We start from the raw sequence: 17,988 nt of genomic DNA, 5'->3' as shown, positions 1-17,988 counted from the left end.
TTCATATGATTTTAGCCTCCTCGTGAAAGGCTACACATGAATTTTTTACAAGATTGCCGTATTCACTTAATATTAGCTTTGATTTTTCTTCTATCTCTGTAGTCCTTTCATCATTTTTTATGGTAAATATATCGTCATTCCTATTGCATAACATTTTTATCTTTTCAGTATTAACGCCCGTAGGGCTTAGATTCTCAAGTTCTTTAATTGCAGATAGAATTTTTTCTAAACTTTTTTGACTAATTAATTCAAGAAGCTCTACAAAATCCTTCGGATTTTCGGTATAATACTTATGATATATCGTTTGAAGCGTGGGATTCATTTGTTGCAGTGCAGTGCTTGAATGAAGTGCCCCAGGCTTCTTTTTTATTGTATTTATATAATGTTCAATTTTAATGTTCCATGTATGATTTCTATAATTTCTTTGATGCTCTGATACCAATGTGTTGTTATGATAAATAAATATTTTTTCAGGATATATTTTTACAAATACAAATCTACCAACTAAAAAATCTGGCACTGAATACTTGTTCTCATCAATACTTATTACAGAATATTTATTTACTCTAAGTTCGCATGTTCTAGCTATATCATAACTAGGCAATGATTTAAGCAAATGTGGTTTTTCTTCATTCAATAATTCCTTCGGACTTTTATTTCCATTATGCTTAGATTTTTTAGAGTTAAGTTTTTCAAGTTCCATTGCAAGATAACTATTAGCTTCTTCAAGATCTCTAAAATTATCTTTTTTACCATAGACCTTTCTTCTTATATATTCAACACTTCTTTCAACGTGCCCCTTTTCATTACCCTTGCGGGTATTACAAAATCGATATTTAAATCCATAGTAAAGAGATAGTTTAAGAAGATCATCAGTAGGTTCTTTTTCACTTTTGTTTATAAATTTTTTTACAGCAACTTTCATATTGTCATATACAATAGTTGCATAGATACCTTCAATCTGATTGAAAAATTTTACATGAGCGTCTAAGAAGTTTTCCATCTTCTGATTATGATATAAATTTGCATATCTATAATTTCCTTTAGCAGTAGTAAATACAGCCATTTGAAATGTTTTTGGTTGCCCATTGATTGTTAGTTTTATATACCCCCAGTCAAATTCACAAATTTCTCCTAGTTGATATTCTTGTCTTATATAAGCTTCTTTACCTTCTTCTCGTTTTGATCGAATATATCTATTTACAGTAGAATAGCTTATATCATAACCTTCTTCTACTAGACATTCATGTATATCGATTTTTTTCTTTTGTTGTTTACTTCTGCCTGTTGCTTTTTTTATCTCATTTTCTTTTAAGAAAAAATCAATCCTTTCTATTATGTCTTTGGTTAATTTCCTTTTAGTTCTATTACTAGAATTATATTTAGGTGGTGATACGATGTCTGCAATGATTTCATTACTATGATCATCAGTATTAAGAAGATCATGTTTCTTTTTTTCATATTCTGTGATATATTTTCTGATAGTTTTTCTTGCAATTCCAGTATCTCTGTGAATTTGCCATTGAGATTTCCCTTCTCTAAAATGCGATAAGATAATTTCTTGTTTTTGCACTAACGTAATCATCCCCTTATCCTCCCTATGAAGTATCATAGGGTTATTTTATATTTCCTCTAGGGGATTTTCCAATGATTTTACTAGGTTAATTTTAGATTATCATAAACAGAAAATGCTAATAAAATCTTTGGAAAAAATTCAATCTATATTGATATTAAGAAGAGAATAGGTGATAGTATTCTATCTATTCCAGACGGGTATTTATTGGATTTTTCATTTATCAATGAACCTAGGCTTTATATTATTGAAAACGAATTAGTAATACATAACGCTTATAAACACATTGGACAGCAGATATTAAAATTTGCTATTTCCTATAAAGCAAGTGGAAGAAAGATTAAAAGGGTATTACTAGAAGAAATACAGAAAAATGAAGAGCATCTAAAATTGGTTGAAGATTTTATAGAAAAAGCAGGTTATAGGAACATAGATAATTTACTTGAAGAAATGGTTTTTGATAGAGAAGTAGGATGTATAGTAGTAATAGACAAAAGTACTGACGAACTAGAAAACGTATTAAGCCAGCTAACAATGAAAACAGACATTGTTGAGTTTCAAGCATTTGTAAATGATGAAGGAGAGAAAATATTTAAGTTTCAGCCATTTCAAGGAGATATTAAGGTTGATATAGATACCAAAACTGAACTTTCGGTTGATGAATTAGATACAATAGTAGTTCCAGCTAGAGAAGAAGGCTTTAATGAAGTATTTCTGGAAGAAAATTGTTGGTATGCGATAAGGATGTCAAGCTCAATGTTAGATAGGGTTAAATATATTGCTGCTTATCAAACTGCTCCTATATCGGCTATAACTCATTATGCAGAAGTGAGTAAAATTGAGAGAAATACAAATAAGTACATTGTATATTTCAAAGATAAGGCTATTAAGATACAGGATATAAAGTTATCAAAGGATAAACCTAGTCTTGCTCCTCAATCTCCTAGATATACAAATTTTAATATGATGATAAAAGCAGATAGTTTAGCAAATATATTTTAAAAGTACAGATAGGTTTTATATTTTGAAATAAAATAAAAAATAGATTTCAGTTAGACGGATTATGGAAAATATAACCCAAAAAGGTTTTGCGACAATTTACTTGACAAATATCGTATATAAGGAGTGTGAGGTTATGCAAAGACAAGAAGAAAAAATAAGAGATTATTTATCTGAAAACTTACAGTTTATTTCAGAAGACTTAACTTTTATTGAGAAAGAATATCTATTACAAAATAAATATGGAACCAAAGGATTTATCGATATTTTAGCAAAAGATAGAGAAAGCAATTATGTAATTATTGAAATTAAGAGAAGTAAACAAGCTTCCAGACAAGCACTACATGAAATTTCTAAATATGCTGCGTTATTAAAACAAAACTTAAAAATTAAAGACAGTGAACTTAGATTAATAATAATTTCTACTACATGGGAAGAATTGTTAGTACCATTTTCTGAATTTTATTATAACGAGAATTACTTTCTAGAAGGGTACCTTATTGAGTTAGATGAAAACAATATACCGATAAAAAGAGAACTTATTAAACCACTTCAAGAGTTTTATAAGAGACAAATTTCTAGGAGTCATAATATATTTTTATATAGCGATAATGATAAATTAGAAGAAAGAATAAATGATATTGAAAAATTACTACCATTGTATGGCATTAATGATTTTATTATTTTACAGTTAAGTACAAATAAAAAGATTCCTTATCCTCATGCATTATATTTAGTCCATCAAAGATATTCAGAGGATTTTTATTTAGATTTACTTAAGAGAATGCAATATAAAAAAGAATTTGAAAATCTTTTTTATAGTAAACGAACAAATGTTTATGACGAAGCTTTAGAACAGAAGAAGTTTTATCAAGAAAACCCAGATGAGGATATTGAAAATTATTATATTTTTCTAGAAGGAATCATTTTTAATAATATAAATGCTAAGATTGAGAGTGATAGTTTTGAAATTGGTTATCCTGAAAAATTTTTAAATATTATTAGTGAAAGTTGGACTGTAGATAATATCATAAAACATGGATTATTCTTAGAAGATAATCGATTTTTATCTAAAGAAGTGCTAATTGAAACTATGGGTTTAGATGGAAATAATCAAATTATGTATTTTAACTATACACACTCTAGGCATAAAGCAAAGTTAGATGAAATATTCAAAGAATCATTAGCTGTTTTTTATGGAAACAAAGTATGGAAATATCATATTATTAATATTTATGAAAAATTAAAAAGAGAAAAAAGAGATTATAGATTAAGCATAATGATTTATAATCCAGAAAGAATATTTGAAAGTGTAATAAATAATTTGGAACCCGGATATGAAATTTTTATAGAATATAATGATGATGAAAAAACTATTGAATTTTATAGAGGTATTATAAAATGGAATAGAGGCAAAGCAGATTTTAAAGACATAATAAATAAATATTTTGAAAGAGATGAATTTAAAATTTTCTTTGAAATGCATTTTGGAACTATAAGGAATAAAGATTTAGATATAATGAAAGAATTAGGATTAAATTATAAAACTGAATGTATATTTTCAAACAAAGATAAAGAAGTGTTATATGACTTTGATGTTAATTATGGTGATATTATATTATATGAAAAAAGTAATACAGATGATAACTTTTATGAGTTTATAGATAATTCAAATGAATTTATAAATGAACTAAAAGAGTGTTTCAATAGAAACACTTATGGGTTTGTTAACGAATATTATTTTTCTTATGATTATGAGGATATATTTATTTGTTATATGGATGACGATGAAGAAAATGCAAATAAACTTAGTGATTATTTGAAAAGTAAAGGATTAAATATATACTTATGTAAACTAGATTCAAGTGATAGCATATACTTAAAACTACTTTTTTGTCTTAAAAAAGCATGTTTAGGTATAGTAATCATGAGTTTTAAATTTATGCAGAACAAACATTGGCTTGAAGAATTAGAGCGTTTTAAGATATTTGAAGAAAGTAGTTTTATCAAATTATTGCCTGTTTTTAAAGAAAGTATGTCTGAAGAGGAACTTAGTAATATAGCACTTGAAATTATTAAGAAAATTTCTGTTTTTAGAGGTACACAATTAGTTATGCCACCTTGGGAAGATGCTTATTATAGATTTTTGCAGGGTGAAGGGGAATTGAAAGTCTACGGAGGCGGAGTTTGTAACATATTTGAAGCGATAGCTCATTTTACAGACGAAGAATTTCCACTTATTTTAAAAGATAGAATTATGGATAAACATCAATTATTATCTCAAGTTTATCAACTACTATCTGATTATGAATATACTGGGAAATATCCATCATTATATTTCATTGGAACAACCACTGAAATTAGGGATAAAGTCTGGGAACAGCTATATGCTGAATTTAAATTAGATAGACCAAAAGGATTGTAGTTTTCAGTATTAAATAAAGAATATTTAAACATATTGTAGTTACGATAAGTAGATTATTAAGTACAGTGTACGGTATGTTAGTCTTTGAATACAAGAGCTACTAAAGATTATTGGACAATTAATAATTCTTAACAAAACAGTAGATGAGTGAATTATATTAGAAGCAGGGATTATGGTGCAAAGCATAGTACTTATTTCTAAAACCGCCGATAACTCTATTACGCTGAACCGTACCATAAGTAACGGCGGTTTTTAAGGAATAAATGAGAAATGTTAAAAGGGGTAGGGAGCATGATTAAAAATTATTTAGAATTAAATAAATTTGAAGTAGAGAAATTTATTCAGTTTATAAATAGAAATAAAATAAATAAATTATCTTTTGAGGATATGGATAAGGAAATTAAATCTGAAGAATTTGATTTTGGTAGAGGAGTTATTTTAAAGATCAAAGGACAATATATTATGGGAATGGCATCAATAATATTAAAAGAATGCAATAAGAAAGGAATAGCATATATAATTAAGTTAGATATAAATGAAAGCATAGAGGATAAGAGGACAGTTTTGTGTGAGATAATAGAAGAATCTAAGAATATAGCAAAAAAATATGGAGCAAGGGAAATATTTTTAGGTACAAAGGATGACACAATAATTAGAAATTTAAATACTTTAAATATAGAGAAACAATATTCGGTAATCAGGATGACATTAGATAATATAAGAGTTAAATATTCACCATTAAGTCTAGTTAAGTTATCAGAGGAAAATAAGAAAGAATATTTAATGATTTATAATGATGCTTTTAGAGAAGTTCCAAATGCAGCAACGCTAACAGAGAATGATATTGATGAATATATAAAAAAAGCAGATGAAAATAATTATATAGCTATAGCAAATAATGAAATGATAGGTTTTTTGCAGTTTAATATTAAAGATGGAGTGGGAGAATTCGATTTAGGATTAATTAAGAGTGCTAGAGGAAAGGGATATGGAAAGCAGCTTTTAGAAACGGCTATTAGCTTTTTGAGTTCGAAGAAAGTAAAAGAAATAGGTTTGATTGTTGCTACAAAAAATACTTTAGCTTATGATATGTATAAGAAAAGAGGGTTTAAAGAAAGTAAATTAGTTAGCGATTGGTTTCAACTTGATTAACTTTGATGACATATGATAAAATGTGAGGATAAAATTCTAATATATGAGGTGCTGATTTTGAATAAAAAAATAATCTATTTAATTGTCGCAATGTTTTTTATGAGTATTTTAGCAAATACAGCTCATCCTGTTACACCAGAATTAGTTGTTAGTTTAAATATGTCTTCACTGATGTATGGAATCATGTTCGCTACTATGTCTATAGCGAGCTTTACTATGTCACCCATTTGGGGAAGCTTATCAGATAAATATAGGAGCAGAAAATTATTTATATATCTTCCTTCTATAGGTTATGGACTTGCACAAATAGGATTTGGCTTTTCTACATCTCCAGTATTGATTCTTATATTTAGAATTTTGGGTGGTGGTTTTGTTGCATCTATATTTACCAATGCTATAGCTTATATTGTTGATGAGACAGATCATACAAATAGAAGTAAAGCTATAGCTTATTATACAGCTATAACGGGCTTTGGAGTAGCGTTAGGATATTTAGTTGGTGGATACATAGGTGTAAATGATTACCATCATGCTTTTATTTTCCAATCACTAGGACTTATTATACATGCTATAATAGTTTATTTTCTTTTACCAGAAAGTAATGTAAAGATTGAGGATGTAAAAACATCAAAAAATTTTATCTTTCAAATAAAAGATGATTTTAAAAAATATATGCCTACAGCTTTAGGAACATTACTTTTAGTTGTATTCTTCACATCATTTTCATTTATTGCTTATTCTACAGGCATAAATTATTTCTTAAAGAAATATTTGAATTTAAATCCATTGCAAATAGGGTATTATATGGCTCTTACAGGTATTATAGGTATGATTGCCAATGTTTATTTAACGCCAAGAATATCAAAAAAATATGGTGATAAAAAATCACTTAAATATGTATTATTGGTTACGGGTATTACCCTTATTATTCTTTCAATGATAGATAAATTACTATCGCCAATTTCAATTATTGTATTTTTAATATTTGTATTTTTTATTTCTATGTTTAAGCCACTGCTACAAACAATGGTATCAAACTTAAGTAAGAATGAGCATGGTAAAATCATGGGGCTTCAAAATTCTGCTAACTCTGTGGGAATGGTTGGAGGCTCTTTATTTGCTGGAACTTTATTAGATATATATCCTAAAATGCCTTTTATTATGGCTGCTATCATATTTATCGTATCTTATCTGATAATTTTATTTAGCAATAAGTTAAAAAAGATATGATTCTTATATTGCTTTAAAATACAAAAAGATGTCTCAAAAGTTGGAGACATCTTTTCATATAGAGAAAATATTGAAAATAATTGCTATACAGATTTTTTCTGTACTAGCTTTATATACCATGCAGCCATTTGTACTTGAAAAATATAGGCAACTGCAATAATTAATGCTATGTTTGAACCTTCAGATGAAAATGCAGTCATAGCAATAGCTAATGCAACGCTAAGATTCCTCATCACTGTACCATAAACTAAAGCTATAGAATCTTCCCATGAGAAAAAGAAACGTCCGATCATTGTTGTAATGGTAAAATTGATTAAATAAAACAAAATAATTGGTATTATAAGCAAAATTATTATAGAAGGATTATTAATAATTGTCTTTGCTTTTAATGATGTTGCAACGAAGATGATTCCTATTACACCAAGACTTGATAAAAGAGGAAAACGCATCTTCCATTTACTGTTGTATTGTTCAAGTCCAATATTATTAATCATTATATATCGAAGTGTAGCTCCTGCAATCATTGGAATTAATACTACAATAAGAATTTGTCGTATAATTTTAAATATTGGTATAGCTACAGTAGTACCTAGATACATTTTTAAAACTAGAGGAGCTATTAGTGCACTAAGTAAAAGCGCAACAATAGTAATTTTAATTGCAGCATGTATATTTCCTTTAGCAAATCCAGTCCAAGAAATGGTCATTCCTGAAGTAGGGAGTACGGACATCAGCATAAAGCCTACAAAAATCATAGGTTGGTTTTTGAAAAATATTGAGCCGATGCAAAAAGCAATAAATGGAATTAAGATAAAATTTATCCCTTGAGAGGAGACAATTAATGCTCCATTGCCTTTATTAAGTAATTCTTTGTAATTTAAATTGACCATCATTGGAAAAACCATCAAAAAAGTAAGAGGGATTATGAACATACTTAAAAATTTTGAATCAAAAAAATAACCAAAAATTAAACCAAGCACCATAGATGCAAGAATACTTTTTGCAAGGTGTTTTTTTAATATTTTTAATAGATTCCACATTAGTAATCGCCAGCCTTTCAAAAATATATACATATATATCGTTATATTCAAATATTAAAATATAACGATATATATATATTACATAAGCTTTTATAATATGTCAATAATGAAAATCATTTAGGAAAACAATAATTACTGTGTAAGCTTTATATAATTCAGATAAATCAACATATAAAGGTTTATCTATAGTATAACCAAATAATTGTATATAATGTTAATATCTGATTTTATTAGACTTATGGTAAGAATATTTCCACTTCTAGAGTGGGGGATGAATTGTCACTTGAGTAGCAAAAAAAGCCCACGGTTTTAACGTGGGATTAAAGCTCATTTTTTATAATTTGAAATTATGATATAATGAGAAATATAGAGTTGAACTTTGATGATTGGATAGAATATGTGGTTGCACAAATTTCAACGAAGTAAGTGGGGGGTAGTTCACGATTAAGAAAAAAGAGACGTTTATTGCGTCTCTTAAAATTGCTATTGAATGTTTTAAAAAAATCAAAATAATATTCGAATGATTTCTTTTATCTGATCATTTTTAATTGAATAAATGATTTCTGTACCTTGTCTTTTGCCAACAATGATATTTGCAGATTTTAATTTTGAAATATGCTGTGATATAGTTGATTGTGGTTTATCTAAACAATTGTGCATATCTGTTACATTAGTAGGTCCATTATGATAGAGTGTCTGGATAATACAGAGTCTAACTGGATGAGCTAATGCTTTGAGTATTTCTGCTTTTTGTTCAAAAATTTCAGAATTTGTTTTATATGTTTGCACAGAAATATTCCCTCCGATAACATAATATTTTTATATCTTATATCTGTATATTATAATATATAGATATAATGTTTTCAATAAATTTAATTATTTTTATGATCTATAGTTAAAAATATAGATGTGTACGTTGTACGTTGTACGTTGGGACAGTTAATGATTATTTGAATTGCTGAATAAAATCGAAAAAAATACAAAAACTACTCCTAGATTGATATGCTCCCCTTGAAGTGGACAGTGGAAAAAATAAAAAGGAGTAGTTTTTATGCCAAGATGTGCAAGAGTCAAAACAGAAGACAGTATTTTTCATATAATGATAAGAAGTATCAGTGAAATAAATTTATTCAATGATGATGAAGATAAATTAAAATATTTTGCTTTAATAAAAAAGTACATATTAAAGTTTCAATTTAAGGTTTATGCATATTGCCTTATGGATAATCATGGACATCTTATTATTGATGTTAATGGTGGAGATATTTCAAGAATCATGCATTCTATCAATTTTTCATATGCCCAATATTATAATAGAAAATATAAAAGGCATGGGCATGTTTTTCAAGATCGTTTTAAAAGTAGAATAGTAAATGATGATAAATATTTAATTGTGTTATCAGCATATATTCATAATAATCCAAAGGACATACCAGGATATAGAAATAATTTGATAAATTATAGATTTTCAAGTCTGAAGGAATATGTAAAGGGCACTAATGAATTTGAAATATTAGATAAATCTTTTTTAGAGGACATTTTAAATTTAGCGAATAGAAAAAATATGAAAACTTATTTGTCCTTAGTATATAAATCAGATACTATAAATGAAGAATTAGACGTAGAATTTGAAAAGAAAAACTGTGAATATAGAAGTGAAAGAAAAATATTAGTAAGGGACTATACCCCTGAAAAAGTCATAAACTTTGTAGCAGAGTATATTCAGTGTGATAAGAGGAAAGCGCGTATTAAGTATGATAAAAGCTGCATAGAGATAAGGGCCTTGTGCGTATTTTTTATGAGATGTTTTTGCAATTATACCCAAAAACAAATTTGTAGTGTAATAGGTAATTTAACCCAATCAAGGGTATCAAAGCTATCTTCTATAGGAATTAATATAATATTAAATACTGAAAAATATAGTAGCATAATAGATGATTTTATAAAGAGTGCCTAAAATAAGGTCGTTAGGCTTTTTTTGTGATGTAAAAATTTAGAATTAAAACAAATCCCCGTTATTTTTAGCAAAGATAATGACGGGGATTTGTTTTTTGTTGATTAAATTGAATGTGATCTTAATGAATTAACCGTCCCTAAGATCCTATGAATAAATATCAGAAAACTCAATTTGTAGCTTTTCGACATTTGTTTTTTGTTTAAAGTCATTTTTATACTCTTTATTATCTTTAGAAACAAGCTTTACTGGCAGAGATATGGTGAATTCAGTTCCTTTTCCATATTCACTTTGAACAGAAATTTTACCACCATGCATTTGAACCAAAGATTTAACTAAAGATAATCCAATCCCGCTTCCTTCATGGCTTCTACTAAATAATGGGTCTACTTGCTTAAATCTTTCAAATATATTTTCTAATTTATCCTTTGGTATACCTACTCCTGTATCCTTAACAGAAATTTGTACGGTTGTTTCTTTATCATAAACACAGACTGTTATACTATCTCCTGGTCTTGTAAATTTTACAGCATTAGAAATAAGATTTAACATAATTCTTTCAATTTTTTCTGCATCAAAAGCCATAATTTTTTCTTCTGTATTTGTATCAAACAGGATTGTCCTTGATTTGCTTTCTACATATTCAACGGTCGATAATGTTATATTTTCAACAACTTCTACAATATTTTCATTGCTTAAATGTAACTTCATAAATCCTGAATCTATTTTTGTAAGATCTATTAAATTATTGACTAATCTTAATAGTCTGTAACAATTTTGTTTTATAATATTTATGTGTTTATTTAATTTTTCTGAATCCATGATTTTATTATTATTTTTTGAGTAAAAAGAAAACAATTGTACTGTTCCTAAAATAATATTAATAGGTGTTTTTAATTCATGAGAGATATTAGAAAAAAATTCTGTCTTTATGTGATCATGCTTAATGATTTCATCTAACAATCTTTTGTTCTCTGTAATCATATGATTAAAACTATCAGATAATATACCAATTTCATCTTTGCTGTGAATATCAGAATATACAGTTAAATCCCCTTTGCTAACCGTTTCCATATAGCTTTTTAATTTATTAATAGGTTTTACTAAAGTATTTGCTAAAAATAAAGCGAGTATTGCACAAGTTATAAAAATAATAAATCCTGTTAATAGTGTGGTATTTAAAATGGTTTTAGAAGAAGATTTTAAGTCATCATAATTGGCCGTTGTAATAATATATAGATCCCATGGTTTAAAGTATCTATATGCTGCTAGCTTATTAATTCCTTTAAACGTATATTTAATAATACCATTTTTATTTTGAATAATTTTTTTAGAAAAACTAAAATGTGATAAATTTTCTCCTTTTATATTTGGATGAACTAGAATATCTCCTTTTGAATTCATTATGTAAACATAACCTGTTTTTCCTATCTTAATATTATTTAATGTTTTTTCTAAATAAGGATTGATTCCTTTGTGTCCTAAACCGATTGCCCCTATAACATTTCCATTTTCATCTAGCATTGGTTTGTATCCTGTTATAAACCAATCTCCATCAACTAAGCTAGGGCCATAATATGTTTCATTGTTGATGATTTTTTTGTATACATCAGAATTATTTGTTATAAAGGTTCCTATAGCTCTTTTTCCATCTACCTTAAGATTTGTAGTAACCCTTATTAATTTATTGTCATGAAATAAAAAAACAGAAGTGACTGCACCGATTGATTCTTTTATATCATCAACAAAGGTAGTATCTAGGCTTAAATTTGTATCTCCGGCATATAAGGATGGGAGTTTAAAGCTTTCAATCTGAATTTGTTGTGTTTGATCTATTCGTATTGTACCTAAATCAGTTAATAACTTTTCTGCAAAATACAAATCACTCCATATTTTTTCTGAAAGGAGATCATTTCGAACACTTATCATGCTGTTAATTAATTCTGCTATGCGTTCACTTTTTTCGGTTACTTCATGAAAAACTGCATCTCGTGATTTGTTGCTAATAAAGAAACCTAGGATACTTACTGAAAATATAATTAATAATACGTAACTAGTAATTAATTTAGACCTAATGCTCATATGAAAAACCTCTGCTTTCTCTTATCTAAAAATTGAGCTTTTTTTAAATTTCTACATTTTGTTACAAATTCCTCTTAATTTTTACCAGTTTTTGAAAAATGAATTTTAACTCTAATGAAAACAAAAATGATAAAATAAATAAAAAAAGAATAAAGAGGGGGAATAGGATGAAAGCATACAGTATTTATTATAATTCTCCCATAGGGATTATGGAAATTGTAAGTACAAAAGAAAGCATTTTATCTATTGAATTTGTGCATAAAGAGAACTTTGTTTCAGAAGTTCCATATATTTTAAAAAAAGCATATATACAATTAGAGGAATATTTTCAAGGAAAAAGAAAAAAATTTGATTTAAGTTTATATCTACAAGGAACAGATTTTCAAAAGAAAGTATGGTCTGCGTTAATGGAGATTGGATATGGGAAGGTTGTATCCTATAAAGACATTGCAAAAGCTATTGGAAATGAAAAGGCAGCAAGAGGGGTAGGAAATGCCAATAATCAAAACAAAATCCCTATTGTAATTCCTTGTCATAGGGTGATTGGAAGCAATGGTAAATTAACTGGATATGAGGGGGGCCTTTGGCGGAAAGAATGGTTAATTGAGCATGAGAAAAAATTTATGGGTAAAACTACATGAATTTAGGAGGTATTGCTTTTGAAATTAGGTTTGGAATTTTATAAACAAGATGCATTAAGTTTGGCAAAAAACTTAATAGGAAAAATTCTTGTTCGAAAAATCAATGAAAAAGTTATAAAGTGTAAGATTGTTGAAACAGAAAGCTATATAGGGCCTGAAGATAAAGCTTGTCATGCATATAACAATAGAAGAACCAATAGAACAGAAGTGATGTTTTGGGAGGGTGGACATGCTTATGTTTATTTGATTTATGGGATGTATAATTGTTTAAATATTGTAGCAGGAGAGAGAGATAAGCCTGAAGCTGTATTGATTCGAGCTTTAGAACCGTTAAATGAATTTGAATTTTTAAAAGAAAATAGAAAAATAAAGTCTAATAAACTAAAGGATTTAACCAATGGACCAGGAAAATTATGCAGAGCCCTTAATATAACCAAAGATTTAAACGGGTATGACCTAGTAAATGGGGATGAACTTTATATATTAGATAATCTAGAAGATGTGCATATTGTAAGTGCGAAAAGGATCAATATAGATTATGCAGAAGAATATAAAGATAAACTATGGAGATTTTATATAAAAGACAATGCATTTGTTTCAAAAAAATAGGATATAAGCAGTACAAGAAAAGAGGATTTATCATGATTCATATAGATTGGAAACCTAGCAAAGAATCTTCAAAACCTTTATATATACAAATAGTAGAGTATTTCAAGGAAAAAATTAATAGAGGAGATTGGCCGGTTGGATCTGAAATTCCAACCCAAAGAGCGTTGGCACGGATGTTTGAGGTGAATAGAAGCACGATTGTTTCTGCTTTAGATGAATTGAAAGCAGAGGGAATATTAGAAGGAAAGAGAAAAGCTGGGACAAAGATTATAAATCATAGTTTTCCTTCTTTAACCCATGTTCAGCCGAATTGGCAGTCTTATATTGAAGAAGGAATTCATATTCCAAATTTAAAAACCATTAAGCAAATTAACGAATTAGAATTTAACAATCATTTTATACGATTAAGCACAGGGGAAGCTTCACCAGAACTGTTTCCAGCTGAGAAAATGGCAATTGTCTTAAGAGAAATCTCTAAAAGTATGAAAAATTTAGGTTATGAAGAACCAAAAGGAATGGTGTATTTACGAGAACAAATCAGCAATTATTTAAAATTACATGGAATCAATGCTTCTTTATCTTCAATACTCATTGTATCTGGAGCTTTACAGGCTATACAATTAATTGCCATGGGACTTTTGCAGCCAGGATCTACAGTGTTTTTAGAAAAACCATCTTATTTGTATTCCCTTCAAATACTTCAATCTATGGGAATGAGAAGAGGTGGAATTCCTATGGATGAAGAAGGGATTATAGGAAGATTAATCAAAAAATATAAAAGAAAGAATAAATCTTCCATTTTATATACAATACCAAACTTTCAAAATCCAACAGCAACTGTAATGTCTCAAAATAGGCGAAAAGAACTTATAAAAATATGTCAACAAGAGAAAATACCTATCATTGAAGATGATGTATATAGAGAGCTATGGATTGATAATCCCCCACCAACGCCATTAAAAAGCTTAGATACAAATGGACTGGTTTTATATGTAGGAAGTATATCGAAGACTTTGAGTCCTGGTTTAAGAATAGGATGGATTGTAGGACCAGAACCGGTGATTAATCGTCTTTCTGATATAAAAATGCAAACAGATTATGGTTCAAGTTCTTTAGCTCAATTAACAGTAGGAAAATGGATTGAAACTGGCTTATATGAGGAGCATCTTCATTATTTGAGAAAACAACTAGCTATAAGAAGGAATATAACAATGGATGCTTTAGAAAAATATTTTTCAGATATTGCTACATGGAAGATTCCATCAGGAGGTTATTATGTTTGGCTTTCAATAAAAGATCCTATTAGCATGTATAAGCTATTTGATGAAGCATGTAAAATAGGGATTTTGCTATATCCTGGATATATATATGATTCAAGTCCGAATCAATATTTAAGAATATCTTATTCTTATGCATCAGTACGACATTTACAAGAAGGACTTTATAAGTTGTCAAAGCTAATTCGAAAATTAATTAAAAGCAATCATAAATAGAATTTATGGTTGTTTTTTTTATGTTTATGGTTGGGAAGTTATTATTTTATATGGATGGAGATATCATGTTTTTTATTTTCTATAATATTAATAATAATAAAAAAGTTTATTGACATGTCAAAGAAAAGGATCATTATTTACAAAACCGGTTTTGTTGTAAGAAGTATTGTTTCTTAGAGGGGGAATTGGCATGTTTCAGAATACGAAAGAGAATTTAAAATATCCTATTATGCAGATTGATCTAAAAAAAATATATGAAAATGTAAAATATATGGTTGATATGTGTAACCAAAATGGGATTAGTGTTGCTGGGGTAGTAAAGGGATTTAATGGATTGCCACAGGTGGTAGATCAATTTGTAAATGCGGGCTGTAAATATATTGCAACTTCAAGAATGGAGCAAATTATTGGGTTGAAGGAATATGGATTAAAACTGCCAATTATGTTGATTCGAATTCCTATGTTAAGTGAAATTGAGGAATTAGTAAAATATGTGGATATTAGCTTAAACTCCGAGTTAGAAACATTAAATAGGATTGAACAAGTATGCAAATATAGAGGACGAAAACATGGAGTAGTGCTTATGTTTGATCTTGGAGATTTAAGAGAAGGGGTTTTTGATGAAGAAGAGTTTATTGAATTAGCTTTATATGTAGAGAAGGCACTTAAAAATGTAGATTTACTTGGGATAGGAACAAATTTAGGATGTTATGGATCTATAAAACCTACTCAAAAAAATCTTGGAAGGCTTTGTAGTATTGCAGAGGAAATTGAGAAAAGAATCAATAGAAAGTTAGAGATTATTTCTGGAGGAGCAACAAGCTCTATTCCATTACTTATTGATGGAAAAATGCCTACTAAAATAAACAATTTAAGAATAGGTGAGGGAATACTTTTAGCAAAAGATTTACACGATTTTTGGAAATATGATATGAGCCATATGCATCAAGATGCATTTGTTTTGAAGGCTCAAGTGGTAGAGATTAAGGATAAACCTACATATCCTATTGGAGAAATATTTATTGATGCTTTTGGAGGATGTCCTTCCTATGAAGACAAAGGAAAACGAAAAAGAGCATTATTAGCTGTTGGAAAACAAGATTTTGGTTTTCATGATAAATTGATTCCGAAGAATGAAGGAGTTAAAATTGTTGGAAGCAGTAGTGATCATCTTATTGTGGATATTCAAGACCTTCAACAAGAAATACAGGTTGGAGATATTCTTGACTTTCATATGTATTATGCACCGATGCTTTACTTAAGCGGTTCTTTATCTGTAAAAAAAGTTTATATATAGAATAAATCATCTGCTAAGCAGATGATTTATTCTATATTGCTATTTTATCTTTATTTGTTCCTAGTTTCTCCCAGCATTCTATATTCTTAAGACCATCAATACTGTCTGCATAAAATACAGGGTCTTTTCCTTCTTTCTTTTGCTTTGCATAATCTTTTAAAGCTGCAAAAGCTATCTTTCCAAGCATTGCGATTGCAATTAAGTTAATGAAAGCCATCATTCCCATGAATAAGTCTGCCATGTCCCAAACGATTTGGATTGCAGATTGAGATCCCCATAAAACCATCAATACTACGGCTATTCTATAAACAAATAACCATGTTTTGCTTCCATTCATAAACTCAATATTTGATTCTCCATAATAGTAGTTTCCAACAATAGAACTAAATGCAAATAAGAATATACAAAAAGCGATAAAGGTATTTCCCCAAGCACCAACCTGTGAGCTTAAAGCTGTTTGTGTAAGCTGAATTCCTGTTAATCCTTCTGTTGTATAAGCTCCTGATAATAATACGATAAACGCAGTAGCACTACAGATTAACAAAGTATCTGTGAATACACCTAATGTTTGAATAAGTCCTTGCTTTACAGGATGAGTTACTTCAGCTGTTGCAGCAGCATTCGGAGCACTTCCCATACCTGCTTCATTTGAGAAAAGACCTCTTTTGATACCCATCATCATAGCTGCACCAATTCCACCACCAACAGCTTGCTTAACTCCAAAAGCACTACCTATAATAAGTTTGAATATTGTTGGAATAGCAGAAATATTTTTTATGATGATAAAGGCAGCAACTAATACATAAGCGGTAGCCATAATAGGTACTATAAATTCAGCAACCTTTGCAATTCTCTTGATTCCACCAAAAATTACTAAACCTGTAATAATTGTAAGAATTATTCCTACCATAAGTCTGTTTGTACCAAAAGCTTGTTCAAATGCAAATGTAATGGTGTTTGCTTGTACAGAGTTAAATACAAGACCAAAACATAATGTTATTAAAATAGAGAATATAATTCCCATCCATCTTGCGTTTAAAGCTTTTTCCATATAGTATGCAGGACCGCCTCTATAGCCATTTTCATCTTTTACTTTATAGATTTGTGCCAAAGTACTTTCAACAAAGCTTGATCCAGCACCAATTAAAGCAATTAACCACATCCAAAATACAGCTCCAGGCCCCCCAACAGATACAGCGATGGCAACCCCTGCTAAGTTTCCAGTACCAACACGTGATGCAGTACTAATACAGAAAGCTTGAAAAGAGGAAACTCCTTTTTTCTTCTCACCAGAAACAGATTTACTTGCCCCTTCAGTAAGAAGGCAAAACATTTCTTTAAAGAAACGGAATTGAACAAAATTTGATCTTACAGTAAAATAAAGGCCAAGAACAATAAGCATTGCAATAAGAACATAAGACCAAAGAATGGTATTACCTAGACTAACTACAGCTTCTAAAAAATGCAGCATAAAAACACTCTCCTTTTTATAT

At 28.7% G+C, this 17,988-nt stretch carries 14 protein-coding genes; 9 read left to right on the top strand and 5 right to left on the bottom strand.

Going from position 1 to position 17,988, the window contains the following annotated elements; all coding sequences use genetic code 11:
* Window position 1: 1 nt before the first annotated feature.
* Entirely contained in the window at window positions 2-1,585 is a 1,584-nt protein-coding gene (istA, locus tag FQB35_RS15070; protein ID WP_148810648.1) for an IS21 family transposase, read from the bottom strand.
* Window positions 1,586-1,780: 195 nt separating this feature from the next.
* On the opposite strand from istA, the gene FQB35_RS15065 reads away from it, so the two are divergent.
* From FQB35_RS15065 to FQB35_RS15050, 4 genes are all read left to right on the top strand, one after another.
* Entirely contained in the window at window positions 1,781-2,575 is a 795-nt protein-coding gene (locus tag FQB35_RS15065) for a hypothetical protein (protein ID WP_207707319.1), read from the top strand.
* A 133-nt stretch (window positions 2,576-2,708) separates the two neighbouring features.
* On the top strand, window positions 2,709-4,997 hold the full coding sequence (locus FQB35_RS15060) for an endonuclease NucS domain-containing protein (RefSeq protein ID WP_168198381.1): 2,289 nt from the start codon (window positions 2,709-2,711) through the stop codon (window positions 4,995-4,997).
* A gap of 291 nt (window positions 4,998-5,288) precedes the next feature.
* On the top strand, window positions 5,289-6,149 hold the full coding sequence (locus FQB35_RS15055) for a GNAT family N-acetyltransferase (RefSeq protein ID WP_148810646.1): 861 nt from the start codon (window positions 5,289-5,291) through the stop codon (window positions 6,147-6,149).
* A gap of 57 nt (window positions 6,150-6,206) precedes the next feature.
* Window positions 6,207-7,379, top strand: a complete 1,173-nt coding sequence (locus tag FQB35_RS15050) for an MFS transporter (protein ID WP_168198380.1) — start codon at window positions 6,207-6,209, stop codon at window positions 7,377-7,379.
* 83 nt (window positions 7,380-7,462) lie between these two features.
* On the opposite strand, the gene FQB35_RS15045 is transcribed toward FQB35_RS15050, so the two are convergent.
* Window positions 7,463-8,419: an arsenic resistance protein gene (locus FQB35_RS15045; protein WP_148810644.1), complete on the bottom strand. Its 957-nt coding sequence runs from the start codon at window positions 8,417-8,419 to the stop codon at window positions 7,463-7,465.
* Window positions 8,420-8,923: 504 nt separating this feature from the next.
* Window positions 8,924-9,208: an ArsR/SmtB family transcription factor gene (locus FQB35_RS15040; RefSeq protein WP_148810643.1), complete on the bottom strand. Its 285-nt coding sequence runs from the start codon at window positions 9,206-9,208 to the stop codon at window positions 8,924-8,926.
* Window positions 9,209-9,470: 262 nt separating this feature from the next.
* Between FQB35_RS15040 and FQB35_RS15035 the strand changes: the two genes are divergently transcribed.
* A complete protein-coding gene (locus FQB35_RS15035) occupies window positions 9,471-10,376 on the top strand; it encodes a transposase (protein ID WP_148810642.1) in 906 nt (301 codons plus the stop codon).
* Between the two features lie 144 nt (window positions 10,377-10,520).
* Here FQB35_RS15035 and FQB35_RS15030 read toward each other — a convergent pair whose 3' ends face one another.
* Window positions 10,521-12,455, bottom strand: coding sequence for a Cache 3/Cache 2 fusion domain-containing protein (locus FQB35_RS15030; protein WP_148810641.1), 1,935 nt, complete (start codon window positions 12,453-12,455; stop codon window positions 10,521-10,523).
* A 167-nt stretch (window positions 12,456-12,622) separates the two neighbouring features.
* Here FQB35_RS15030 and FQB35_RS15025 point away from each other — a divergent pair, with 167 nt between their 5' ends.
* From FQB35_RS15025 to FQB35_RS15010, 4 genes are all read left to right on the top strand, one after another.
* A complete protein-coding gene (locus tag FQB35_RS15025) occupies window positions 12,623-13,096 on the top strand; it encodes a methylated-DNA--[protein]-cysteine S-methyltransferase (protein ID WP_148810640.1) in 474 nt (157 codons plus the stop codon).
* Between the two features lie 18 nt (window positions 13,097-13,114).
* Window positions 13,115-13,705: a DNA-3-methyladenine glycosylase gene (locus tag FQB35_RS15020; RefSeq protein WP_148810639.1), complete on the top strand. Its 591-nt coding sequence runs from the start codon at window positions 13,115-13,117 to the stop codon at window positions 13,703-13,705.
* A 32-nt stretch (window positions 13,706-13,737) separates the two neighbouring features.
* Entirely contained in the window at window positions 13,738-15,198 is a 1,461-nt protein-coding gene (locus tag FQB35_RS15015; RefSeq protein ID WP_148810638.1) for an aminotransferase-like domain-containing protein, read from the top strand.
* Window positions 15,199-15,388: 190 nt separating this feature from the next.
* Window positions 15,389-16,495 carry an alanine racemase gene (locus tag FQB35_RS15010; RefSeq protein ID WP_168198379.1) on the top strand — a complete coding sequence of 369 codons (1,107 nt, stop codon included), beginning with the start codon at window positions 15,389-15,391 and terminating at the stop codon, window positions 16,493-16,495.
* Between the two features lie 31 nt (window positions 16,496-16,526).
* On the opposite strand, the gene FQB35_RS15005 is transcribed toward FQB35_RS15010, so the two are convergent.
* Complete coding sequence (locus tag FQB35_RS15005; RefSeq protein ID WP_408625434.1) at window positions 16,527-17,966, bottom strand: alanine/glycine:cation symporter family protein; 1,440 nt, start codon at window positions 17,964-17,966, stop codon at window positions 16,527-16,529.
* Between the last annotated feature and the right edge of the window lie 22 nt (window positions 17,967-17,988).

The sequence above is a fragment of the Crassaminicella thermophila genome (assembly GCF_008152325.1).
Classification (GTDB): domain Bacteria; phylum Bacillota; class Clostridia; order Peptostreptococcales; family Thermotaleaceae; genus Crassaminicella_A; species Crassaminicella_A thermophila.
The sequence above is the reverse complement of the archived record's forward strand: the minus strand, read 5'-3'. Positions and strand labels throughout refer to the sequence as shown.

Excerpts from the sequence above, each read along its gene's own strand:
- istA (WP_148810648.1), bottom strand. The coding sequence starts at position 1,585 with ATGATTACGTTAGTGCAAAAACAAGAAATTATCTTATCGCATTTTAGA.
- FQB35_RS15060 (WP_168198381.1), top strand. The coding sequence starts at position 2,709 with ATGCAAAGACAAGAAGAAAAAATAAGAGATTATTTATCTGAAAACTTA.
- FQB35_RS15055 (WP_148810646.1), top strand. The coding sequence starts at position 5,289 with ATGATTAAAAATTATTTAGAATTAAATAAATTTGAAGTAGAGAAATTT.
- FQB35_RS15045 (WP_148810644.1), bottom strand. The coding sequence starts at position 8,419 with ATGTGGAATCTATTAAAAATATTAAAAAAACACCTTGCAAAAAGTATT.
- FQB35_RS15035 (WP_148810642.1), top strand. The coding sequence starts at position 9,471 with ATGCCAAGATGTGCAAGAGTCAAAACAGAAGACAGTATTTTTCATATA.
- FQB35_RS15030 (WP_148810641.1), bottom strand. The coding sequence starts at position 12,455 with ATGAGCATTAGGTCTAAATTAATTACTAGTTACGTATTATTAATTATA.
- FQB35_RS15025 (WP_148810640.1), top strand. The coding sequence starts at position 12,623 with ATGAAAGCATACAGTATTTATTATAATTCTCCCATAGGGATTATGGAA.
- FQB35_RS15015 (WP_148810638.1), top strand. The coding sequence starts at position 13,738 with ATGATTCATATAGATTGGAAACCTAGCAAAGAATCTTCAAAACCTTTA.
- FQB35_RS15010 (WP_168198379.1), top strand. The coding sequence starts at position 15,389 with ATGTTTCAGAATACGAAAGAGAATTTAAAATATCCTATTATGCAGATT.
- FQB35_RS15005 (WP_408625434.1), bottom strand. The coding sequence starts at position 17,966 with ATGCTGCATTTTTTAGAAGCTGTAGTTAGTCTAGGTAATACCATTCTT.